Source organism: Pseudomonas sp. R45(2017) (genome assembly GCF_002112305.1).
In the GTDB taxonomy this organism is placed as follows: Bacteria; Pseudomonadota; Gammaproteobacteria; order Pseudomonadales; family Pseudomonadaceae; genus Aquipseudomonas; species Aquipseudomonas paraglycinae.
In genome coordinates this window covers 261,006-282,742 of sequence record NZ_NEHH01000007.1, presented here as the reverse complement: position 1 = coordinate 282,742, position 21,737 = coordinate 261,006, and the positions used below count along the sequence as shown (strand labels likewise).

The 21,737-nt window shown below is 60.2% G+C and carries 16 protein-coding genes; 9 read left to right on the top strand and 7 right to left on the bottom strand.

Annotation, left to right across the window (positions count from 1 at the left end; translation table 11 throughout):
- Nucleotides 1–66: 66 nt before the first annotated feature.
- The 3 genes from CAF74_RS18085 to CAF74_RS18075 form a co-directional block, all read right to left on the bottom strand.
- Nucleotides 67–1,245, bottom strand: coding sequence for a VWA domain-containing protein (locus CAF74_RS18085; protein WP_016771218.1), 1,179 nt, complete (start codon nucleotides 1,243–1,245; stop codon nucleotides 67–69).
- A 12-nt stretch (nucleotides 1,246–1,257) separates the two neighbouring features.
- A complete protein-coding gene (locus tag CAF74_RS18080) occupies nucleotides 1,258–2,103 on the bottom strand; it encodes a MoxR family ATPase (RefSeq protein ID WP_007911294.1) in 846 nt (281 codons plus the stop codon).
- Between the two features lie 176 nt (nucleotides 2,104–2,279).
- Nucleotides 2,280–3,356 (bottom strand): DUF748 domain-containing protein, encoded by a 1,077-nt coding sequence (locus CAF74_RS18075; protein WP_085747196.1) that lies wholly within the window; start codon nucleotides 3,354–3,356, stop codon nucleotides 2,280–2,282.
- Between the two features lie 128 nt (nucleotides 3,357–3,484).
- Between CAF74_RS18075 and cysK the strand changes: the two genes are divergently transcribed.
- Nucleotides 3,485–4,459, top strand: a complete 975-nt coding sequence (gene cysK, locus CAF74_RS18070; protein WP_085747195.1) for a cysteine synthase A — start codon at nucleotides 3,485–3,487, stop codon at nucleotides 4,457–4,459.
- A gap of 186 nt (nucleotides 4,460–4,645) precedes the next feature.
- The gene (locus CAF74_RS18065) at nucleotides 4,646–5,584 is read left to right on the top strand and encodes an aspartyl/asparaginyl beta-hydroxylase domain-containing protein (protein WP_085747194.1); all 939 of its coding nucleotides are present in this window, start codon (nucleotides 4,646–4,648) and stop codon (nucleotides 5,582–5,584) included.
- Nucleotides 5,585–5,640: 56 nt separating this feature from the next.
- Here the strand turns inward: CAF74_RS18065 and CAF74_RS29425 are convergent, their stop codons facing one another.
- The gene (locus CAF74_RS29425; protein WP_236189480.1) at nucleotides 5,641–6,174 is read right to left on the bottom strand and encodes a hypothetical protein; all 534 of its coding nucleotides are present in this window, start codon (nucleotides 6,172–6,174) and stop codon (nucleotides 5,641–5,643) included.
- Nucleotides 6,175–6,723: 549 nt separating this feature from the next.
- On the opposite strand from CAF74_RS29425, the gene CAF74_RS18055 reads away from it, so the two are divergent.
- Nucleotides 6,724–7,587, top strand: a complete 864-nt coding sequence (locus tag CAF74_RS18055) for a DMT family transporter (RefSeq protein ID WP_007956520.1) — start codon at nucleotides 6,724–6,726, stop codon at nucleotides 7,585–7,587.
- Between the two features lie 57 nt (nucleotides 7,588–7,644).
- On the opposite strand, the gene CAF74_RS18050 is transcribed toward CAF74_RS18055, so the two are convergent.
- The gene (locus tag CAF74_RS18050; RefSeq protein WP_085747193.1) at nucleotides 7,645–8,553 is read right to left on the bottom strand and encodes a DMT family transporter; all 909 of its coding nucleotides are present in this window, start codon (nucleotides 8,551–8,553) and stop codon (nucleotides 7,645–7,647) included.
- An 84-nt stretch (nucleotides 8,554–8,637) separates the two neighbouring features.
- Complete coding sequence (locus CAF74_RS18045; RefSeq protein ID WP_085747192.1) at nucleotides 8,638–10,263, bottom strand: methyl-accepting chemotaxis protein; 1,626 nt, start codon at nucleotides 10,261–10,263, stop codon at nucleotides 8,638–8,640.
- Nucleotides 10,264–10,673: 410 nt separating this feature from the next.
- Here CAF74_RS18045 and aceK point away from each other — a divergent pair, with 410 nt between their 5' ends.
- The 5 genes from aceK to CAF74_RS18020 all read left to right on the top strand — a co-directional run bounded on the left by aceK (nucleotide 10,674) and on the right by CAF74_RS18020 (nucleotide 18,877).
- Nucleotides 10,674–12,395 carry a bifunctional isocitrate dehydrogenase kinase/phosphatase gene (gene aceK, locus CAF74_RS18040; protein WP_085747191.1) on the top strand — a complete coding sequence of 574 codons (1,722 nt, stop codon included), beginning with the start codon at nucleotides 10,674–10,676 and terminating at the stop codon, nucleotides 12,393–12,395.
- 135 nt (nucleotides 12,396–12,530) lie between these two features.
- Complete coding sequence (gene hrpA, locus CAF74_RS18035; RefSeq protein WP_085747190.1) at nucleotides 12,531–16,442, top strand: ATP-dependent RNA helicase HrpA; 3,912 nt, start codon at nucleotides 12,531–12,533, stop codon at nucleotides 16,440–16,442.
- Nucleotides 16,443–16,778: 336 nt separating this feature from the next.
- Nucleotides 16,779–17,900 (top strand): beta-ketoacyl-ACP synthase III, encoded by a 1,122-nt coding sequence (locus tag CAF74_RS18030; RefSeq protein ID WP_064594196.1) that lies wholly within the window; start codon nucleotides 16,779–16,781, stop codon nucleotides 17,898–17,900.
- Between the two features lie 135 nt (nucleotides 17,901–18,035).
- Nucleotides 18,036–18,647 (top strand): RNA polymerase sigma factor, encoded by a 612-nt coding sequence (locus tag CAF74_RS18025; RefSeq protein WP_085747189.1) that lies wholly within the window; start codon nucleotides 18,036–18,038, stop codon nucleotides 18,645–18,647.
- Complete coding sequence (locus CAF74_RS18020) at nucleotides 18,641–18,877, top strand: anti-sigma factor (protein ID WP_085747188.1); 237 nt, start codon at nucleotides 18,641–18,643, stop codon at nucleotides 18,875–18,877. Before CAF74_RS18025 ends, CAF74_RS18020 begins: the two co-directional genes overlap by 7 nt.
- 128 nt (nucleotides 18,878–19,005) lie before the next feature.
- On the opposite strand, the gene CAF74_RS18015 is transcribed toward CAF74_RS18020, so the two are convergent.
- On the bottom strand, nucleotides 19,006–20,328 hold the full coding sequence (locus CAF74_RS18015; protein ID WP_011332954.1) for a putative porin: 1,323 nt from the start codon (nucleotides 20,326–20,328) through the stop codon (nucleotides 19,006–19,008).
- 281 nt (nucleotides 20,329–20,609) lie between these two features.
- Between CAF74_RS18015 and CAF74_RS18010 the strand changes: the two genes are divergently transcribed.
- The gene (locus tag CAF74_RS18010) at nucleotides 20,610–21,734 is read left to right on the top strand and encodes a GNAT family N-acetyltransferase (protein WP_085747187.1); all 1,125 of its coding nucleotides are present in this window, start codon (nucleotides 20,610–20,612) and stop codon (nucleotides 21,732–21,734) included.
- The last annotated feature ends 3 nt before the right edge of the window (nucleotides 21,735–21,737 follow it).

Genomic DNA, 21,737 nt, shown 5'->3' with positions numbered 1-21,737 from the left:
CGAACGCGTCTGCGTTTGATCGTTCCCACGCAGACGGTTCGACGCCTCGACATGGGAACCATCCGCTTACTTGGACAGAAACCGCATCCCTTCTTCCAGCCCGCGCAACGTCAACGGATACATCTGATCCTCGATCAGATCCCGCACGATATTGGTCGACGAGGTGTAGCCCCAAGTGTCCTTCGGGTACGGATTGATCCAGATAAGCTTCTTGTACTTCTCCATGAAACGCTGCATCCACACGTAACCCGGCTCTTCGTTCCAGTGCTCGACGCTGCCGCCGGCCTGGGTGATTTCATAGGGCGCCATCGCGGCGTCACCGATGAAGATCACTTTGTAGTCGGCGCCATACTTGTGCAGCAGGTCCTGGGTCGACGTGCGCTCGGAAGTGCGGCGCATGTTGTTCTTCCACACCGATTCATAAATGAAGTTGTGGAAGTAGAAGTACTCCAGATGCTTGAACTCGGTCTTGCAGGCCGAGAACAGTTCCTCGCAGATCTTCACGTGGGCGTCCATCGAGCCGCCGATGTCGAACAGCAGCAACAGTTTCACCGTGTTGCGCCGTTCCGGGCGCATCTGGATGTTCAGCAGCCCGGCATCCTTGGCGGTGTGGTCGATGGTGCCGTCGATGTCCAGCTCTTCCGCCGCGCCCTGACGCGCGAATTTGCGCAGGCGGCGCAGGGCGACCTTGATGTTGCGGGTGCCCAGTTCCACCGAGTCGTCGAGGTTCTTGTACTCGCGCTGATCCCAGACTTTCACCGCTTTGCCCTGGCGCTTGCCAGCATCGCCGACCCGGATGCCTTCCGGGTTGAAACCGCCGGAGCCGAACGGGCTGGTGCCGCCGGTGCCGATCCATTTGTTGCCGCCGGCGTGGCGTTCCTTCTGTTCTTCCAGGCGTTTCTTGAACTCTTCGATCAGCTTGTCCAGACCGCCGAGGGACTGGATCTGCGCACGTTCCTCGTCGCTCAGCGAGCGCTCGAACTCCTTGCGCAGCCAGTCTTCAGGGATCAGCGCCTGCAAGTGATCGTCGAGCTTTTCCAGGCCATTGAAGTAGGCGCCGAACGCACGGTCGAACTTGTCGAAATGCCGTTCGTCCTTCACCAGAATCGCCCGCGACAGGTAGTAGAACTCGTCCATGTCGGCGAAGGTCACACGCTGTTTCAGCGCGTTGATCAGGTCGAGCAGTTCGCGCACCGACACCGGCACCTTGGCTGCACGCATTTCATTGAACAGGTTGAGCAACATGGCATCAGCCTCTTAGCGGGTGCCGCGACGGCTCATGAACGCCAGGCGCTCAAGCAGTTGCACGTCCTGTTCGTTCTTCACCAGCGCACCGGCCAGCGGCGGGATGGCTTTGGTCGGATCGCGTTCGCGCAGTACCGCTTCGCCGATGTTGTCGGCCATCAGCAGTTTCAGCCAGTCGACCAGTTCCGAGGTTGAAGGCTTCTTCTTCAGGCCCGGTACCTTGCGCACGTCGAAGAACACGTCCAGCGCTTCGCTGACCAGATCCTTCTTGATGTCCGGGTAGTGCACATCGACGATTTTCTGCAGGGTGGTGCGGTCGGGGAAGGCGATGTAGTGGAAGAAGCAGCGGCGCAGGAACGCGTCCGGCAGCTCTTTCTCGTTGTTGGAGGTAATGATGATGATCGGACGCTTCTTGGCCTTGATGGTCTCGTCGATCTCGTAAACGTAGAACTCCATCTTGTCGAGTTCCTGCAGCAGGTCGTTGGGGAACTCGATGTCGGCCTTGTCGATTTCGTCGATCAGCAGGATGACGCGTTCTTCGGACTCGAACGCCTCCCAAAGCTTGCCCTTCTTCAGGTAGTTGCGCACGTCGTGGACTTTTTCATTGCCCAGTTGCGAGTCGCGCAGACGGCTGACCGCATCGTACTCGTACAGGCCCTGATGGGCCTTGGTGGTGGACTTGATGTGCCAGGTGATCAGCTTGGCGCCGAACGATTCGGCCAGTTGCTCGGCGAGCATGGTCTTGCCGGTGCCCGGTTCGCCCTTGACCAGCAGCGGCCGCTCCAGGGTGATGGCGGCGTTGACCGCCAGCTTCAGGTCATCGGTGGCGACGTAGGCCTGGGTGCCTTCGAACTTCATCTGCTAATCCTCGAACGGTAACGCCGACCTGAACGGGCAGGACGGGGGCGTAATAATCGGATGCCCGACTATAACGCGCGGCCCGGTCGACTGTGAACGCAGACGGCTTATTCAGTCTCTGAATGGGGCGTCACATGTTGACTCAGTTTCGGCCGAGAGCGAGTTGAGCAAGCGCGCTATCCGGCATCCGGCTTCGGCCGTTCATACCGGGCATTGAAGGCCTGAATGAATCCGTTGCGCAAAATCTGCAAAAACGCTTCGAACGCGTTGATATCTTGCTGGTGCACGCTGCCGCTGAGTTCGACCCGGGTGGCAAACTGGTTCTTGCCCTGGTTTTTCAGCACGGTTTCAGTGCCGCCGACCAGTGCTTCCCAGATCGAGCGGAAGATGCCCTTGTTCTTGTTCTCGACATCCTGCTGCCAGTTGAATACGTCGACGTCGCGCAGCAGCGGTTTGATGTAGCCCCTGAGCTGGCCCTTGTTGGCGGCGGATTCGATGACCACATCGCCGTGGCCGGCGTTGAAGTCGAATTTGCCGTAGGCCGAGGCGAAGTCGTTCATGCGCTTGAGTTCGATGTCGCGGGCCCGCAGGCGAAATTCGAAGTCTTCGAAATTGCTCAAGGGGTCGAAGGTGGCTGTGGTTTCCAGCGGCGCATGGCCCAGCAGAAGGGCTTTGCCCTCGAAGCGGGCGTCGCGTTTGCCCTTGGTGTCGACCACGTTGGTCAGGTTGAAGATGCTGGCGTCGACATTGGTCGCATTCATGTTCACCGGTGGTTTGGAGTTGAAGTTGCGAAAGCTGATGCGGCCATCGTTGATCTGCACTTCGTCGAGAGTGATCGGCAGCAGTTTGCCCAGTTGGGCGCGCCAGTCGGTGCCTTGACCGGTCTGGGAGTTCTGCTTGTTGGCTCCCCCATCGACAAAGTTCACTTGGGGTTTGAAGAACTTCACCTGCGCCACCACCGCGTGGTCGTACCAAAGCGAGTGCCAACTGACAGACAGGTCGATAACCGGCGCATCGACGAACGGCACCGGCACCTTGCCGTCGGCCTTGACAATTTTCAGGCCATTGATCTTGTAGGCCCCGCGCCAGAGCGCCAGGTCCACGTCGGTGATCTGGCCGCGGTAGTCGCCCATATTGGCAAGCTTGTCATTCAGATAGTCGCGCACGAGGTAGGGCAGGGCGATATGCAGGGTGACCAGCAATACCACGATGGTGGCGAAAATCCACAACGGCCAGCGGTAGCGACGCTTCATGGCAACAAATCCCGAACGGTGTAAAGCGATTGACTGCCGCCTGCCGCAGACGTTCGGCCCGACTGGACTGACACGGGCAACAGGCTTACCTTGGAAGGCTGAATTCAACGCTGCACAAGGACCCAGCCATGAGCCGTATTTTTGCTGACAACGCCCATTCCATCGGCAACACGCCGTTGGTGCAGATCAACCGCATCGCGCCCCGTGGCGTGACCATTCTGGCCAAGATCGAAGGTCGCAACCCGGGCTACTCGGTCAAGTGCCGGATTGGCGCCAACATGATCTGGGACGCCGAAAGCAGCGGCAAACTCAAGCCGGGCATGACCATCGTCGAGCCGACCTCCGGCAACACCGGCATCGGTCTGGCCTTCGTGGCGGCCGCTCGCGGTTACAAATTGCTGCTGACCATGCCGGCCTCGATGAGCATCGAGCGGCGCAAGGTGCTCAAGGCGCTGGGCGCCGAACTGGTGCTGACCGAGCCGGCGAAAGGCATGAAGGGCGCTATTGAAAAGGCCAACGAAATCGTAGCCAGTGACACGGGCAAATACTTCATGCCCGCTCAGTTCGATAACCCGGCCAACCCGGCTATCCACGAAAAAACCACCGGCCCGGAAATCTGGAATGACACCGATGGCGCCATCGATGTGCTGGTGGCGGGCGTCGGCACCGGCGGAACCATTACCGGCGTGTCGCGGTATATCAAGAATACGGCGGGCAAACCGATTCTGTCGGTGGCGGTGGAGCCGGTGTCTTCGCCGGTGATTACCCAAGCGCTGGCAGGTCAAGAAATCAAGCCGAGCCCGCACAAGATTCAGGGGATTGGCGCCGGTTTCGTGCCGAAGAACCTTGATCTGTCGATGGTTGACCGGGTCGAGCTGGTGACGGATGACGAATCCAAGGCCATGGCCCTGCGCCTGATGCAGGAGGAAGGGATCCTGTGCGGTATTTCCTGCGGTGCGGCCATGTCGGTGGCGGTGCGTCTGGCGGAGACGCCGGAAATGCAGGGCAAGACCATTGTGGTGGTGCTGCCCGACTCTGGTGAGCGTTATCTGTCGAGCATGCTGTTCAGTGATCTGTTCACCGATCAGGAGAACCAGCAGTAAGGGCGCGTTGATTCAGGTCAGCCAAGGTTCAGGATCGTTATGTTAAGAAGTGCTTTGTTGCGCAATTCTTAACACTGAATCTTGAGTCGGGCGGGTTTTTCCCGGAGCCGGTAGTGTTTATCATGGCCGGCCGCCATCTCGGGTGAATGACATGGCGTGGCGTTGTCTTATTTCAAGGAGTTGTTGATGACCTTTTCGTTAGCCGCCAAGGTGTCGGTGTTGCTGCTGTTTGTGGGCAGCATCCTCTACGTGCATTTGCGCGGCAAGGCGCGTTTGCCGGTGCTGCGTCAGTTCGTCAACCACTCGGCGCTGTTCGCTCCATATAACGCCTTGATGTACCTGTTCTCCGGCGTGCCGTCCAAGCCGTATCTGGACCGCAGCAAGTTTCCGGAACTGGACGTGTTGCGCGATAACTGGGAAACCATTCGCGACGAGGCGATGCACCTGTTCGACGAGGGTTATATTCGCGCCGCCGAGAAGAACAACGACGCCGGTTTCGGCTCGTTCTTCAAGAAGGGCTGGAAGCGTTTCTACCTCAAGTGGTACGACAAACCGCTGCCTTCGGCCGAAACCCTGTGCCCGAAAACCGTGGCGCTGGTCAGTGCCATCCCCAACGTCAAAGGCGCGATGTTCGCGTTGTTGCCGGGCGGCAGCCATTTGAACCCGCACCGCGATCCGTTCGCCGGTTCCCTGCGTTATCACCTCGGCCTGTCGACGCCGAACTCCGACGACTGCAGGATCTTCGTCGACGGTCAGGTCTACGCCTGGCGCGACGGTGAAGACGTGATGTTCGACGAAACCTACGTTCACTGGGTCAAGAACGAAACCGACAAGACCCGCGTCATCCTGTTCTGCGACATCGAGCGTCCCCTGAGCAATCGCCTCATGACCCGCATCAACCGCTTCATCAGCGCCTGGCTGGGCCGTGCCACGGCACCGCAGAACCTTGACGACGAGCGCGTCGGCGGGATCAACCAGGCTTACGCGTGGAGCAAGAACTTCAGCGACAAGTTCAGCGGTGGGGTCAAACAGTGGAAACGCCGCAATCCGAAGGCCTACCGCGTAATGCGGCCGGTGCTGGCGGTGGTGGTGTTGACGTTGCTGGGGTATTGGCTGTTTGGTTGAGGCTGGAATTAAAAGCATAAAAAACCGCTCGTTTGAGCGGTTTTTTGTTTTCGGAATCAGGGACGGCCAGCAAGTAAGCTTGGTTCATCGATAGCGGTGCCGGTTGCAATGATCTGTAAGAGCCGTCGTTGACTGGCTGTCAGAACCGCCGGATCAGATTCACCCCTTATTGCATGCGCTTTTTTCTTCCTGGGGGATTTTTTTATTTCTTTGCGCATATTCCCACCTTGGTTGATCAATATTTGAGCTTTTTTCACAATACTGCCAATGATGCGGGCGTATTGCTCAATTGCCAGAACGGATAGCGGTGCAACACGGTTTTTCAATGGATGTGTTTCTCTTGGCCGCCCCTCCAGTCGTACGATTCGGATGCGTTGTCGACTTTTATTCGGGTTGGCGAAGCAAAGTCCGCACAGTTCAGATTCAAACCAGATTGCGATGTCGAGAGCGAGAGGTTCGCGCGCTTTCCATCCAATGACTTCTTCCCATGAAAAATGTGGGCTCTCCCAACACTCAAAAGCACTCAGTGCCAACGAGTCGATGGGTTCGAAACGTACTTTCGAAAGGTCAAGCGTTGTGGGGCCAGCCATCTCCAGGTCAATCTGGAGTTGAGTCGTGGCAAGGCGGGCAAGCTTCCTGGCTTGCGATTTGTACAACTGATACCGCAGATGATTCCGTTCCCTTGGCATTTGATCTCGCGCATTCCATGTCCCCCATCAATGGTCGTTGCAATTGCAAACGAGCCTATGCGCCTGCCTCCTGCCTGTCGCTACTGGCCCTTTGTCCAAGTCGTTGCAATCCATGTCCCGCGCTGGTTATAGTCGGCGCTCGTGAGTCCCACGACTCACCTTTCAACCCTTCAAAAAAGATCAGCCCAGATGCCTGCATCCCTCATCAACGCGGTAGTCGATTCAGCGGTCAACGCTGGCGTCGTGCCGTGCGGGAATCAGCAGCCTGTGCAGATCAGTCATTACCCTCCACCTGTCAGCAGCACGCCGGTGTGCGCAGTCGTATCACCGCCGGGCGTTGGTGTTTCGGGCTGATCAGCGTTTTCTGCTGACCCCTGTGCCCGCCTGAACAAACCTACTGAATTTCGGCTTCGGCTGAGTTGGCTATTTGCCTGACTACAGGTGGTATTCATGTTTGTCCTTTCGAAAAAGTCCGCGCTCGCGGCGGCGTCCACGAGCCTGTTCGTTCTGCTGTGGAGCAGCGGGGCGATCTTCTCCAAGTGGGGGCTGGCCCACGCTTCGCCCTTTGCCTTTCTGCTGATCCGTTTTGTCATTGCCCTGTGCGGGCTGGTGCTGCTGGTGCCGTTGCTCAAGCTGAAACTGCCCAAGGGCGGCAAGCCGATGCTGTACGCGATGGCCACCGGCGTGGTGCTGTTGGGGGCTTATCAGATCTTCTATCTGCTGGCGCTGGATCTGAAAGTCACGCCCGGAGTGATGGCGACCATCATGGGCGTGCAGCCAATTCTCACGGTGGTGATCATGGAGCGGCAGCGCTCGGCGAGCCGGATGTTTGGGCTGGCGTTGGGATTGGCCGGGTTGATCATGGTGGTTTACCAGGGCATCGGTCTGGCCGGGATGTCGCTGGCGGGAATGTTGTTCGGGCTGCTGGCGCTGGCGAGCATGACCTTCGGTTCGATCATGCAGAAGCGCATCACCGACAACCCTCTCGGCACGCTACCGGTGCAGTATCTGGCGGGGCTGTTGCTGTGCGGGATCTTCGTGCCGTTTCAGCCGTTCCACTTCGAGCACAGCGCCGGTTTCATCGTGCCGGTGTTGTGGATGGGGCTGGTGGTTTCCGTGCTGGCGACGTTGCTGCTGTATCGACTGATCGCCCGGGGCAATCTGGTGAATGTCACCAGCCTGTTTTATCTGGTGCCGGCCGTGACGGCGGTGATGGACTATCTGATCTTCGGCAATCGCTTGGCCGCGTTGAGCGTGCTGGGGATGCTGTTGATCATCGTCGGTCTGGTGTTCGTGTTCCGTAAATCGGCGTAACCGCCGCGCATGAAAAAGGCCCGGTAGGAAACTCCCGGGCCTTTGTGCATCTGCGAATCAGCGGGCGGTGATTTCTGCCGGTTTCACCACGGCGGGTTTGAGCACCAGCCACAGCGCAATCGCGATCAAGACCCCGCCATACAAGTGGGCCATCGACAGCGGCTCATCGAGAAAAAGCGCCCCCCACAGCACGCCGAACGGCGGAATCATGAAGGTCACGGTCATCGACTTCACCGGCCCGATGGAACTCAGCAGGCGGAAGTAAATGATATAGGCAAACGCGGTGCAGCCCAGACCCAGGCCCAGCAGCGACAGCCAGACATTCCAGCCACCCCAGCTCACCGGCGGTTGAGTGATGACGCTGTATCCGAACAGCGGCAACAGGAACAGGGTCGCACCGAGCATGCTGCCCAGCGCCGACAGACGACTGTCGAGCCCGCCGGCCTGATCCAGCCAGCGTCGGGCGAGGAACCCGGCGAAGCCATAGCAGGTGGTCGCGAGCAGGCAGGCAACGGCGCCCATCAACAGTGGCAGATCGAACGCGACCGGGCCGGCGCGGGTCAGCACACCCACCCCGAGCAGGCCGAGGAACACCCCGGCGAGTTTGGCCAGCGTCAGTTTTTCACTGAAGAACAACCCGCCGATCAACACGCCCATCAACGGCGTGGTGGCGTTGAAGATCGCCGAATAACCGGCTGGCAGCACCTGGGCGGCGACTGAATACAAGGTGGCCGGCACGCCGGAGTTGATCACGCCCAGCATCATGACGGTCTTGAGTTTGCCTTTGAAATCCCAGTTGATGCGCATCAGCCCGAGGATTACCAGCAGGCCGACGGCGGCAATTGAAACGCGGAAGAAACCGGTCGGAACCGTCCCGATCGCGGGCGCGATGATGCGCATGAACAGGAAGCTCGCGCCCCAGATGGCAGCCAGCGACAACATGCGGAAAATATCGACAGGGCTCACGGGCCACTCCTTCCTTGATCGGGACGAGAGTGTTGCCGAGGGCCCCGGCGATGGCAACCGCTATTCGGGCATTTAATTGTCTGATCAGATCACGAAGCGCGTCACCAATCCGTTCAGGTCGACGGCCAGCCGTGACAGTTCCTGGCTGGCGGCAGACGTCTGGGTGGCGCCGGCAGCGGTCTGGGTCGATAGATCGCGGATGGTCACCAGGTTTTCGTCGACTTCCCGGGCCACCAACGCCTGTTGCTCGGCGGCGCTGGCGATCACCAGGTTGCGCTGGTTGATCTGCGAGATCGACGCGGTGATTTTCTCCAGAGCCTGGCCGGCGCTGTTGGCCCGGCGCAGGGTGTGGCTGGCCTGCTCGGCGCTGGTTTGCAAAGCGCCGACGGTGGCGCTGGTGCCTTGCTGAATGCTGCTGATCATCAGCTCGATTTCTTCGGTGGAGTTCTGCGTGCGCTGGGCCAGCGAGCGGACTTCATCGGCAACCACCGCAAAACCACGTCCAGCCTCGCCGGCCCGCGCGGCTTCAATGGCGGCGTTCAGGGCAAGCAGGTTGGTCTGCCCAGCGATGCCGCGAATCACTTCCAGAACCTTGCTGATGTCCTGGGCCTGGGTCGCAAGGCCCTCGGCCTGTTCGGATGCACCGAGCACGGCACTGACCAGTTCCTGAATCGAACTGATGGTCTCGCTGACCTGCACATGCCCGTGCTTGCTGTCCTCGTTCGAGGCTTCGGACGCTTCGGCACTGGACACCGCATTGGCGGCCACTTCATCGACCGCCGTGCTCATCTCGGTGACCGCCGTGGCCGCCTGTTCGATCTGGTCATTCTGCTGTTGCAGGCCGCGGGTGCTCTGTTCCATCACCGAACTCATTTCCTCGGCGGCGGAGGCCAGTTGTTGTGCCGACTCGCTTATTCCGCGAATGGTCGAACGCAGATTGTCCTGCATCTCCGCCAGCGCCGTAAGTAACTGCGTCGCTTCGTCCTTGCCGTCGCTGTCGATGCGACCGCTGAGGTCTCCCGAAGCAATCCGCCGTGCCACGTTCAGCGCCTGATTGATCGGCGTAGTGATGCTGCGGGTCAGCAACCAGGCCAGCAACAACGTGGCAATCAGGGCGATGACGATGATTGTGGCGACGATCCAAAGCGCCTGCTGATACATCGCCGCAGCAGACTTGGCGGCGGTATCCGCACCTTGCTGATTGAGGCTGATCATTTGCTCCAGCGTTTTGTCGAGTACCCTGCCTTGGGGCGCCAGTTCATTGTTGAGGCGCGTGTAGGCCAGTTCGCTTTGTCCGGCGTCGAGCTGTTTGATGATCTGGTCGAGGATGCTCAGGTACTTGGCCGTATCGGCGCTCAGGCTATCCAGCATTGCCCGTTCCTGATCGTTGGCGATCAGGGCTTTGTGGTCGTCGAGGCGCTTGAGCAATTCCTGGCGTTGCGCGGTGAGAAGGCCCTTGCTGCGTTCGCGAACGGCAGTCTGGGTGCTGGTGATCAGGCGCAGGGATTCGAGGCGGATGCTGGCGATGTTCGCCGCCGCGTCATGGATGCTTTCTATGCTGGGCATCCACGATTCTTCGATCACCGCCGCGCTTTCGCGCAGGGTTTTCATCTGGCCCAGACCGAACAGGCCAACCACCACCAGCAGACTGGCCAGAACGGCAAAACACAAACTGGCGCGCAAACCGATGCGCAGATTCCGGATAGTCATCAATGTGCTCCTTGGGCTTTGGGGGGAGAGAGGTCGTCCTCGTGGGCCGAGGATCTTGTTGTGAGGCGGGTGATGGCGGGCTGTATATCAAAGTGCCATTATCTTGGTAAGGCCAGTCGCTGACGGGAATGGACAGGCATGAACAACTCGGGCAAAAGCGCGGGCTAGAGATGTCGCCGCTGAATTGGATCCGAAACCCAGAGAAGACGCGGGCTGGCGCCCAGTGGTGGGGGGAACCGAAGTGGGTATTTATTGACCGAACGGTCGATTAAAAAAACTTTGATAAAAACTGTGTCGCTGTACAAGCCGCAAGAGGATTTGGCAGAAATTGCGCTTCTCCTGCGCCCGCTTCCGTGGCTAAGCTCAGGCCTTCGAGCACAGATTCTCCAATTCCCGCAGAGGTCTCATCTATGCCGCAGCAATGGCCAGCCACCGACATCGCCCGTCTGATCCTCGATGGCTTTGACGATTACCGCGAGCATTTCCGGCGGATCACCGACGGCGCCCGGGAGCGTTTCGAGCAGGCCCGCTGGCAGGACACGCAAACCGCGTCGGCGGCGCGGATCAACCTCTACGAAGAAAAGGTCGGTGAAACTGTCGCCCGCCTGCGCGAGTATTTCGAGCCGGACACCTTGATGGACGTCACCTGCTGGCCACTGGTGAAAAGTGCCTACATCAGCATCATCGACCTGCGCTTCGACGATGAACTGTCCGAGACCTGGTACAACTCGATTTTCTGCGGCCTGTTCAGCCACGACCTGATCAGCGACGGCTGCATGTTCATCCACACCACCCGACCGAGCCTGCGTCGGGCCCGGGCCGCGCAGACCCGCACCTATAAACCGCAAGGGCAGATATCGGGCATGCTCGCGAGCATCTTTGCCGATTACCGTTTCAGCGAGGCTTATGCCGATCTGCCAGGCGACTTGCTGCGTCTGGAAGCGCAACTGCGCGAGAATCTGCCGGACTGGGTGTGCAAGGATCCAGAGCTGAGCGTCGAGCTGTTTTCCTCGGTGCTGTACCGCAACAAGGGCGCGTACCTGGTCGGGCGCATCTACACCAACGACGATCAATGGCCGCTGGTGATTCCGCTGCTGCACCGCGAGGGGCGGGGGATTCAGATCGACGCTCTGATCACCGACGAAGCCGACGTGTCGATCATCTTCTCGTTCACCCGTTCGTATTTCATGGTGGATGTGCCGGTGCCCGCGGAGTTTATCGGTTTCCTCAAACGCATCCTGCCGGGCAAGCACATCGCCGAGCTGTACACCTCGATCGGCTTCTACAAGCACGGTAAATCCGAGTTCTACCGGGCCCTGATCAATCACCTGGCCAACACCGACGACCAGTTCATCATGGCGCCGGGCGTACGCGGCATGGTCATGAGCGTGTTCACGCTGCCGGGCTTCAACACCGTATTCAAGATCATCAAGGACCGGTTCTCGCCGTCGAAAAACGTCGACCGCGCCACAGTGATCGAGAAGTACCGACTGGTGAAAAGTGTCGACCGCGTTGGGCGCATGGCCGATACCCAGGAATTCGCCGACTTCCGGTTTCCCCTGAGCAAGTTCGAGCCGGCGTGCCTGGCGGAACTGCTGGAAGTCGCGCCGTCCACGGTGTCGCTGGAAGGCGAAACGGTGTTGATCCGCCACTGCTGGACCGAACGCCGGATGACTCCGCTCAACCTGTACCTGGACAACGCCAACGAAGCCCAGGTGCGCGAAGCGCTGGAGGACTACGGGCTGGCGATCAAGCAACTGGCGGCGGCCAACATCTTCCCCGGCGACATGCTGCTGAAGAACTTCGGCGTCACCCGCCATGGTCGGGTGGTGTTCTACGACTACGACGAGATCTGTTTTCTCACCGAAGCGAACTTCCGCCACATCCCGGCGCCGCGCACGCCGGAGGACGAAATGGCCTCCGAACCGTGGTATTCGATCGGGCCGCTGGATGTGTTCCCCGAGGAGTTTCCGCCGTTCCTGTTTGCCGATTCGGCGCAGCGCAAACTGTTCGATCAGTTGCATGGCGAGTTGTACAACGCTGATTACTGGAAGGGGCTACAGGAGGCGATCCGGGCGGGGAAAGTGATTGATGTCTTTCCATATCGGCGAAAGGGCCTTGATAACGAATAAAGCAGCCGCGAGCCGCAAGCTACAAGCCTCAAGTCAAACGCCGCTTTCAACTTGCGGCTTGTAGCTTGCCGCTTGTAGCTGCTTTTCTGCGACAATCGCGTCCTTGCGCCACTAGACGACCGAATTGCGTACCCGATGACCGACGAATCGCCCTCCATCGACAAACTGCTGAAAAACCTTGATCACGCCATGCTCGCCGACCGCCACCGGCTGCGGCGGCAGTTGCTTGAGCTGCGCAAGAAACCCGACGAGGCCAAGCTGGCCCAGTGGGTGGCGCGCATGCAGGCGTCCTGCGATCAGGTGCTGGCGCGCAAGGCCAGCCTGCCGGTGATCCGTTACGACGACAGCCTGCCGATCGCGGCCAAGCGTGACGAAATCAAGAAGGCCCTGGAAAAGCACCAGGTGCTGATCATCGCCGGCGAAACCGGCTCGGGTAAAACCACCCAGTTGCCGAAAATCTGTCTGGAAATCGGTCGCGGCCAGCATGGTCTGATTGGCCACACCCAGCCTCGGCGAATTGCGGCACGCAGTGTGGCCAGTCGGGTCGCCGAAGAACTCGGCACGCCGCTGGGCGCACTGGTCGGTTATCAGGTACGGTTCGAAGACCAAAGCGATTCGAACACCCTGATCAAACTGATGACCGACGGCATCCTGCTGGCCGAAACCCAGAACGATCGCTACCTCGAACGCTACGACACGATCATCGTCGACGAAGCCCACGAACGCAGCCTCAACATCGACTTCCTGCTTGGTTACCTGAAAACCCTGCTGCCGCGTCGTCCGGATCTGAAAATCATCATCACCTCGGCGACCATCGATCTGGAGCGTTTCTCCAGGCATTTCGACGATGCGCCGATTGTCGAAGTGTCCGGCCGCACCTTCCCGGTTGAAACCTGGTATCGCCCGCTGACGCTTGAGCAGGACGAAGAGGGCAACCGTGTCGAGGACGACCTGACCGTCGATCAGGCGATCCTCGCCACCCTCGACGAAATCGCCGCTTACGAGCGTAGCGAGCGCCGCAGTCCCGGTGACGTGCTGGTGTTCCTGCCCGGCGAGCGCGAGATCCGCGACGCCGCCGACATGCTGCGCAAGGCCCAGCTCAAACACACGGAAATCCTGCCGTTGTACGCGCGCCTGTCGCCGGCCGAGCAGCAGCGGATTTTCCAGTCGCACCCGGGTCGTCGCGTGGTGCTGGCGACCAACGTCGCCGAAACTTCGCTGACCGTGCCGGGCATCCGTTATGTGATCGACAGCGGCACCGCGCGCATCAGCCGCTACAGCTACCGCGCCAAGGTTCAGCGGCTGCCGATCGAAGCGATTTCCCAGGCCAGCGCCAACCAGCGTAAAGGTCGCTGCGGCCGGGTCGAGCCGGGCATTTGTGTGCGCTTGTACAGCGAAGAGGATTTCCTCGGTCGCCCGGAATTCACCGATCCGGAAATCCTGCGCACCAACCTCGCGGCGGTGATTCTGCAGATGCTCCATCTGCGCCTTGGCGAGATCACCGATTTCCCGTTTATCGAGCCGCCAGACGGCAAGGCGATCAGCGACGGTTTCAACCTGCTGCAAGAACTCTCGGCGGTAGATCGCAACAGTCAACTGACCCCGCTCGGCCGCCAATTGGCGCGCCTGCCGGTGGACCCGCGCATGGGCCGCATGCTGCTGGAAGCGGCAAAGCTCGGCAGCCTGCAGGAAGTGCTGATCGTCGCCAGCGCCATGTCGATTCAGGACCCGCGCGAGCGTCCGCCGGAGCGTCAGCAAGCTGCCGACCAGGCTCACGCCCAGTGGAAAGACGCCGACTCCGACTTCGCCGGGCTGGTCAATCTGTGGCGCGGTTTTGAAGAGCAGCGCCAGGCGCTGACGGCGAGCCCGCTGCGCAACTGGTGCCGCAAGAATTTCCTCAACTACCTGCGTCTGCGCGAGTGGCGTGATTCCCATCGGCAGTTGAGCCTGATCTGCCGCGATTTGCAGCTGAGCCTCAATAAAGAGCCGGCGGATTATCCGAAGCTGCACAAAGCGGTGCTGGTCGGCCTGCTCAGCCAGATCGGCCAGAAAACCGAGGACGGCGACTATCTTGGCGCCCGTCAACGGCGGTTCTGGATTCACCCGTCGTCGGGCATCGGCAAGAAGCGCCCGCAGTGGGTGATGACTGCCGAACTGGTGGAAACCACCAAGCTCTACGCGCGGATGGTGGCGAAGATCGACGCCGACTGGATCGAGCCGCTGGCCGGGCACCTGATCAAGAAGAACCACTTCGAACCGCACTGGGAGAAGAAGCGCGGCCAGGTCGTCGCGTTCGAACAGATCACCCTGTTCGGCCTGATCGTGGTCGGTCGTCGACCGGTGCATTACGGCCCGGTGGATCCGGTCGTTTCGCGCGAGCTGTTTATTCGTGAAGGCCTGGTGCGGGGCGAGATTCAGTCCCGGGCCAAGTGCCTGACCGCCAACAAGCAATTGCTCGAACAGCTCGACGAACTGGAGGCCAAGGCCCGTCGCCGGGACATTCTCGCCGACGAGGAAACCCTTTACGCGTTCTATGACGCGCGGCTGCCGGCGGAAATTCACCAGACCGCGACGTTCGACAGCTGGTATCGCGTCAACAGCCAAAAAGATCCGCAACTGCTGATCATGCGCGAGGAAGACGTGCTGGCTCGCGAAGCCAGTGAAGTCACCGCCCAGCATTACCCGGACACGCTGCACATCGGCGATCTGGAACTGGCCCTGAGTTACCACTTCGAACCCAATCACCCGCGTGACGGCGTGACCCTGCGTGTGCCGGCGCCGCTGTTGCCGATGCTGCCGCCGGAACGTCTGGAGTGGCTGGTGCCGGGTTTGATCGAGGCCAAGTGCATCGCGCTGGTGCGCAACCTGCCCAAGGCGTTGCGCAAGAATTTCGTGCCGGTGCCGGACTTCATCAAGGCCGCGCTGCAACGCATGACGTTTGCCGAAGGTTCGTTGCCGCAAGCGCTGGGTCGCGAACTGCTGCGCATGACCGGCGCGCGGGTCAGCGATGAGGCCTGGGCGGAAGCGGCGCAGCAGGTCGAAAGCCACCTGCGGATGAACCTGGAAATCGTCGACGGGCAAGGCAAGTTCCTTGGCGAAGGCCGGGATCTGGCCGAACTGACCGCACGTTTCGCCGAAGCCAGCCAGGCCGCACTGGCGGTGCCGCAAAGTGCGAAAAGCCAGCAACCGGTGGAGGCCAAGGTCTTTGCGCCGGTGGCGGAAAAGACCCAACAGAAGATCGCCGGACTGTCGATGACGGTGTATCCGGCGCTGGTGGAAGAGAGCGGCACGGTCAAGGAAGGGCGCTTCTCGACCCCGGCCGAAGCCGAGTTCCAGCACCGCCGCGCCTTGCAACGTCTGTTGATGCAGCAGCTGGCGGAACCGGCCAAGTTCCTGCGCGGCAAGTTGCCGGGCCTGACCGAACTGGGCCTGCTCTACCGCGAACTGGGTCGGGTCGATGCACTGGTCGAAGACATTCTGCTGGCCAGCCTCGACAGCTGCATTCTCGACGGCGAAGACCCGTTGCCGCGTGACGGCGCAGGACTGGCGGCACTGGCCGAGCGCAAGCGTGGCAGCTGGACCGAGCACGCCGAGCGCGTGGCACGTCTGACCCTGGAAATCCTCAAGCTTTGGCACGGCCTGCAAAAACGCTTCAAGGGCAAGATCGACCTGGCTCAGGCGGTGGCGCTCAACGACATCAAACAGCAGCTCAGTCATCTGGTGTATCCGGGGTTCGTGCGGGAAACGCCGATGCTCTGGCTCAAGGAGTTGCCGCGCTACCTGAAAGCGGTCGAGCAGCGTTTCGAGAAACTGGGCGCGCAGGTGCAGAAGGATCGGGTGTGGAGCGGCGAGCTCGCCGGGCTCTGGACGCAATACCAGACCCGCGCCGCCAAGCATGCGCAGGAAGGCAAACGCGATCCGCAACTCGAGCTGTATCGCTGGTGGCTGGAGGAGTATCGGGTTTCGCTGTTCGCCCAACAGTTGGGGACGAAAGTGCCGATCTCCGACAAACGGCTGAACAAGCAGTGGAGCCAGGTCGAACAGTGACACTGATCGTTCCCACGTCGAGGCGTCGAACCGTCTGCGTGGGAATGCCTTCGGGGACGCTCCGCGTCCAGTGACGCGGAGCGTCACGGGCTGCATTCCCACGCAGGAGCGTGGGAACGATCATTGCGCGTCGATCTTGAGAAAGACGCCAAATGGCCACGGTTATGGCAAACTTCGCCACCATAAATGCCGTTTTCGCGTCCCAGAGCCTTCGCCGGGCCGCGCAACGGAATAAAGCGATGCCAGGTTTTTGCGTCCCTTATACGGGAATGGACCCTTTGCGTGTTGGCACGTCGGTGCCAGCACTTTCTGCCTGAACAGATTAGAGAAACGACCATGCATAACGTCGTCATCAGCGGCACCGGCCTGTACACCCCGGCCAACAGCATCTCCAACGAAGAGCTGGTGCAGTCTTTCAATACCTACGTCGCCCAGTTCAACGCGGACAACGCCGACGCCATCGCCAGCGGCGAAGTCCAGGCCCTGACCGAGTCCAGCGCCGCGTTCATCGAAAAAGCTTCCGGCATCAAGAGCCGCTTTGTCATGGACAAGGATGGCATCCTCGACCCTGCGCGCATGGCGCCACGTCTGCCGGAACGTTCCAACGACGAATGGTCGGTGCTTTGCCAGATGGCCATCGGCGCTGCCGAGCAAGCCCTGCAGCGTGCCGGCAAGACCGCCGCTGACATCGACGGCGTAATCGTCGCCTGCTCCAACCTGCAGCGCGCCTACCCGGCCATCGCCATCGAAGTCCAGGAAGCGCTGGGCATCCAGGGTTTCGGTTTCGACATGAACGTTGCCTGCTCGTCGGCGACTTTCGGCATCCAGCAAGCCGCCAATACCGTGCAACTTGGCCAGGCTCGGGCGATCCTGATGGTCAACCCGGAAGTCTGCACCGGTCACCTGAACTTCCGTGACCGCGACAGCCATTTCATCTTCGGTGACGCCGCCACTGCCGTGATCATCGAGCGCGCCGATCTGGCAACGTCGAAACACCAGTTCGACGTGGTCAGCACCAAACTGCTGACCAAGTTCTCCAACAACATCCGCAACAACTTCGGCTTCCTCAACCGCGCAGCGGAAGAGGGCATCGGCGCCCGCGACAAACTGTTCGTGCAGGAAGGCCGCAAGGTGTTCAAGGACGTATGCCCGATGGTCGCCGAGCTGATCGGCGAACATCTGGAAGAGAACAAGCTCAACGTCGGTGACGTGAAGCGCTTCTGGCTGCACCAGGCCAACCTGAGCATGAACCACCTGATCGTGCGCAAGTTGCTGGGTCGCGAAGCCACCGAAGAAGAAGCCCCGGTGATTCTCGACACCTACGCCAACACCAGCTCCGCCGGTTCCGTGATTGCGTTCCACAAATATCAGGACGATCTGGCGGCCGGCTCGCTGGCGGTGCTGAGTTCGTTCGGTGCCGGTTACTCGATTGGTAGTGTGATTCTGCGTAAACGCTAAAATCGGGTTCATTTCCTCTTAATCGCGCTGACGTTTCCTACATCCGAATCGGCGCGAACGCTGTAATTTTCGAAAGTGGCGGCAGGCGAAGTCCTGCCGCTATCATTTTCGAAGTCAGGAACAGGGGATTGATGGATGGCAGTTGACGACACCCGATTGCTTGAGCGGCTGCTCGCCGGTGAGCAGAAGGCTTTCAAGGAGCTGGTCAGCACCTATCAAAGCCCCATGCGCGCGGTGGCCTACGCGATTGTCGGCCAGCGCCATGTCGAAGAAGTGGTACAGGACGCCTGGCTGTCGGTGGTGCGTAATATCGGCCGTTTCGAGGGGCGCTCCAGTCTCAAGACCTGGCTGCTGACCATCACCGCCAACTCGGCCAAGAGCCGCTACAAACTCAATCGTCGCGAAGTGTTGCTGGATGATCTGCCGTCACCCCACGGCACCATCGACGATGATCGTTTTTCTCCCGGCGACGGCCACTGGCTGGTTGCACCGTTTGCCTGGCACCAGGACACGCCTGAAGCGTTGCTGACAGAAGGCGAGCTGCGTGAATGCCTCGAGCACACGTTGTTGAGCCTGTCGGAACTGCAAAGCAGCGTGCTGTTGCTGCGCGAACGCCAGGGCCTGGAGCTGGAGGAGATCTGTAATCTTCTGGAGATCTCGCTCTCCAATGTCCGCGTGCTGCTGCATCGGGCACGTTTGAAGGTCTTTGCGACCGTGGAGCATTTTGAGGAGACGGGAGAATGTTGACCTGCAAGGAGCAAGTGGCGCGATCCAGCGATTATCTCGATGGCCAGTTGAGCTTTCGCGAGAAACTGATGGTGCGTCATCACCTGATGTTCTGCCGCAATTGCCGGCGTTTCATTCGCCAGATGCGTTTGATGCAGGCCACGTTGCGGGCAATGCCGCAAAAGCCTGAAGAGGGCGTGGACGCGTTGGCCGAACAGTTGGCACAACTGCGGCGCGAGGATAGTCCCTGAAACACAGACTGGCGCGGCCGCAGCGAACGGATGATGGGGATCGCTGAGGTCGCGCCAGTCTGTTGAAGCCTCTTCAAACGATGGAACCGGATGTCCAACCCATCGTTTGAAGTCTGTTGCCGGGTTGCTTAGAACTTCGCTTCCGCATCCAGCTGCAGGGTGTTGGTGTCTGCATCGCGCTGGGTACGGCTGGAGAAGTCGGCCTTGGTCAGGAAGTAAGTCGCACCGATGGCGAAGTTCTTGTCGATGTCGTAACCGACCTTGAACTTGTGGCCACGGGAACCGGTGGTGCCGTTGGCGAAGTCCGAATCGGTGAAGGCGCCGACCACAGCGTTGCGCTGCACGTCACGATAGTTGTAGTCGAGGTTCAGGCCGAAGACTTTCGACTTGGCACCTACCAGCCACGCGGTGTCCTGATCGGTCACGGCATCGTTGTTCTTCACGTACTGCCCGTAGAACGACAGCGGCATTGGCAGGCCGCCGATGTCGACCTGGCTGAAGCCTTCGTACAGACGGAATTCGTTGTTCGCCGAGTTGCCGTTGACGGCCAGGGCGCACGGCGTGGAGGTGCCGGTGCAACGGCTGTCTTCATCGTTCTGGTAGGCGTAGACGCTGCCGCCCAGGGTCAGTTTCAGGTTGTCAGTGATCGCGAAGCGGCTGCCCAGCTGGCCGGCGGTCAGGCGCAGGTCGTGACGGAACTGAACGCCGTCGCCGTCGACGTTGTCCTTGAGGTTGTAGTTACCCAGGCTGCCGAACAGTTCGACGCTGCTGCCCAATGGATACTTGTAGGTAACGGCCAGACCTTCCGGGTTGATGTCGCTGTCCCAGATCACGTCGCCCATGCTCACCCACGGTTGCAGCATTTTGCCGCCGATGATGTGCAGGTTCTTGATCTGGTCCGGGTGGTAGTCGATGTAGCCCAGGTCGAGCCAGATCTGCTTCTTGTCGAAGTAGTTGTCCTGGTCCTGGTTGGTCGAACGGGCGTCGTCGCCGCCGCCGGTGGCGATACGAATGCCGGTGTCGACTTGCGGGTTGATCTCGGTGTAGGCACCCAGACGGGCACGGATGCGCTGACGATCCTTGTCGCGGCCGCCGTTGTTCGGCTCGCCATCGATCTTGATGGTTTCCTGACGGATACGCACATCGCCCTTGAACTGGGTCTTGGCGGCCCAGGCCAGTTTCTGGTCGAAACTGCTGAGCTCGTTGGTTTTCTTCGCGGTCGCCGCGATTTGCTCGTTGGTCTCTTGCTGCGCCTGCTGCGCGATTTGCTGGGCCTTCTGATCCTTGGCCAGTTCAGTTTGCAGTTCAACGTACTGCGCCTGGGAAATCGAACCGTTAGCCTTGAGCATGTCGAGCAGTTTGGCGTCGACTGCGGCACTGGCCGGTACACTCATGGCCAGCAACAGGCCACCGCACAGGGCCGCCGCAGTTTTCGTGGAAGCAAGACGCATAGCAATCTCCGAAGATGAAGGGGATGGCTGAACCATCCTGGGCACAACCGACGGTTTGACGGTCGGAAAACAGTGTCCGGGGTAGAACCCGGCGCTCTAAAAACAGGCGCCAGTATCGCGATGGTTTATGACAGAGCAGTGGCACGATGATGGCAGGTTGATGACGGTACAAAACTGCCGTGAACTATTGATCTAGAGCGCTGTCGTGCAATCGAACGTGGGCAACGCCCGGCCAATCAGCGATACTCGCCGGGCGTTCACGCCCGAAAGTGGAGAGGAAAATGCCGCTGCAACGTCTGCACAAACTGTCGGAAATTCCAGCGTCCGACTGGGATGTTCTGGTCCCGCAAAACCAGCCGTTTCTGCGCCATGCCTTTCTGGCTTCGCTGGAGGACAGCGGCAGCGTCGGCCCGCATACGGGATGGCAAGCGGAGCATTTGCTGCACGTCGAAGCGGGGCGTGTAATTGCCGCATTGCCCGGTTATCGCAAGTGGCATTCCTACGGCGAATACGTGTTCGATCACGGCTGGGCCGATGCCTGCGCCCGGGCCGGCATCGATTACTACCCCAAGTTTCTGAGCGCGGTGCCGTTCAGCCCGGTCAGCGGCCCACGGTTGCTGGCAGCGAATGTCGAAGACGGATTCGAACTGCTCAAGAGCCTGCCGGGGTATCTGGAAATCGAAGAGCTCTCCAGCGCCCACATCAACTTCACCGACGCGTTCACCGATGCCGCCATGGCCGAGCAGCCGGGCTGGCTGCAACGCATCGGCTGTCAGTACCACTGGCAGAATCGCGGCTACCGCGACTTTCAGGATTTCCTCGACGTGCTTGCCTCGCGCAAGCGCAAGCAGATGCGTAAAGAGCGCGAGCAAGTGGCGGGGCAGGGCTTCGAGTTCGAATGGCTGGAAGGCCGCGAGCTGGACGAGGCGCAGTGGGATTTCGTCTATGCCTGTTATGCCAACACCTACGCGGTGCGTCGGCAGGCACCATATCTGACCCGCGAATTCTTCAGCCTGCTGGCCGAGCGCATGCCGGAATCGATCCGCGTGGTGCTGGCCCGGCAGGGCTCACGGCCGGTGGCGATGGCGTTCAGTCTGGTGGGCGGCGACAGTTTTTACGGGCGCTACTGGGGATGCCTGGCCGAGTTCGACCGGCTGCACTTCGAGACCTGTTTCTATCAGGGCATGGACTATGCGATTGCCAATGGATTTCAACGTTTCGATGCCGGTGCCCAAGGCGAGCACAAACTGATTCGCGGCTTCGAACCGGTGATCACCCATTCCTGGCATTACCTGCGCCATCCCGGTCTAAAAGCCGCGGTCAAAGACTTCCTGCACCAGGAGCGCGCCGGTGTACTGGCCTATGCCGAAGAGGCGAGGAGCGCCTTGCCGTATCGGCAAGCCTGATCC

Excerpts from the sequence above, each read along its gene's own strand:
- CAF74_RS18085 (WP_016771218.1), bottom strand. The coding sequence starts at position 1,245 with ATGTTGCTCAACCTGTTCAATGAAATGCGTGCAGCCAAGGTGCCGGTG.
- CAF74_RS18080 (WP_007911294.1), bottom strand. The coding sequence starts at position 2,103 with ATGAAGTTCGAAGGCACCCAGGCCTACGTCGCCACCGATGACCTGAAG.
- CAF74_RS18075 (WP_085747196.1), bottom strand. The coding sequence starts at position 3,356 with ATGAAGCGTCGCTACCGCTGGCCGTTGTGGATTTTCGCCACCATCGTG.
- cysK (WP_085747195.1), top strand. The coding sequence starts at position 3,485 with ATGAGCCGTATTTTTGCTGACAACGCCCATTCCATCGGCAACACGCCG.
- CAF74_RS18065 (WP_085747194.1), top strand. The coding sequence starts at position 4,646 with ATGACCTTTTCGTTAGCCGCCAAGGTGTCGGTGTTGCTGCTGTTTGTG.
- CAF74_RS29425 (WP_236189480.1), bottom strand. The coding sequence starts at position 6,174 with ATGGCTGGCCCCACAACGCTTGACCTTTCGAAAGTACGTTTCGAACCC.
- CAF74_RS18055 (WP_007956520.1), top strand. The coding sequence starts at position 6,724 with ATGTTTGTCCTTTCGAAAAAGTCCGCGCTCGCGGCGGCGTCCACGAGC.
- CAF74_RS18045 (WP_085747192.1), bottom strand. The coding sequence starts at position 10,263 with ATGACTATCCGGAATCTGCGCATCGGTTTGCGCGCCAGTTTGTGTTTT.
- aceK (WP_085747191.1), top strand. The coding sequence starts at position 10,674 with ATGCCGCAGCAATGGCCAGCCACCGACATCGCCCGTCTGATCCTCGAT.
- hrpA (WP_085747190.1), top strand. The coding sequence starts at position 12,531 with ATGACCGACGAATCGCCCTCCATCGACAAACTGCTGAAAAACCTTGAT.
- CAF74_RS18030 (WP_064594196.1), top strand. The coding sequence starts at position 16,779 with ATGCATAACGTCGTCATCAGCGGCACCGGCCTGTACACCCCGGCCAAC.
- CAF74_RS18025 (WP_085747189.1), top strand. The coding sequence starts at position 18,036 with ATGGCAGTTGACGACACCCGATTGCTTGAGCGGCTGCTCGCCGGTGAG.
- CAF74_RS18020 (WP_085747188.1), top strand. The coding sequence starts at position 18,641 with ATGTTGACCTGCAAGGAGCAAGTGGCGCGATCCAGCGATTATCTCGAT.
- CAF74_RS18015 (WP_011332954.1), bottom strand. The coding sequence starts at position 20,328 with ATGCGTCTTGCTTCCACGAAAACTGCGGCGGCCCTGTGCGGTGGCCTG.
- CAF74_RS18010 (WP_085747187.1), top strand. The coding sequence starts at position 20,610 with ATGCCGCTGCAACGTCTGCACAAACTGTCGGAAATTCCAGCGTCCGAC.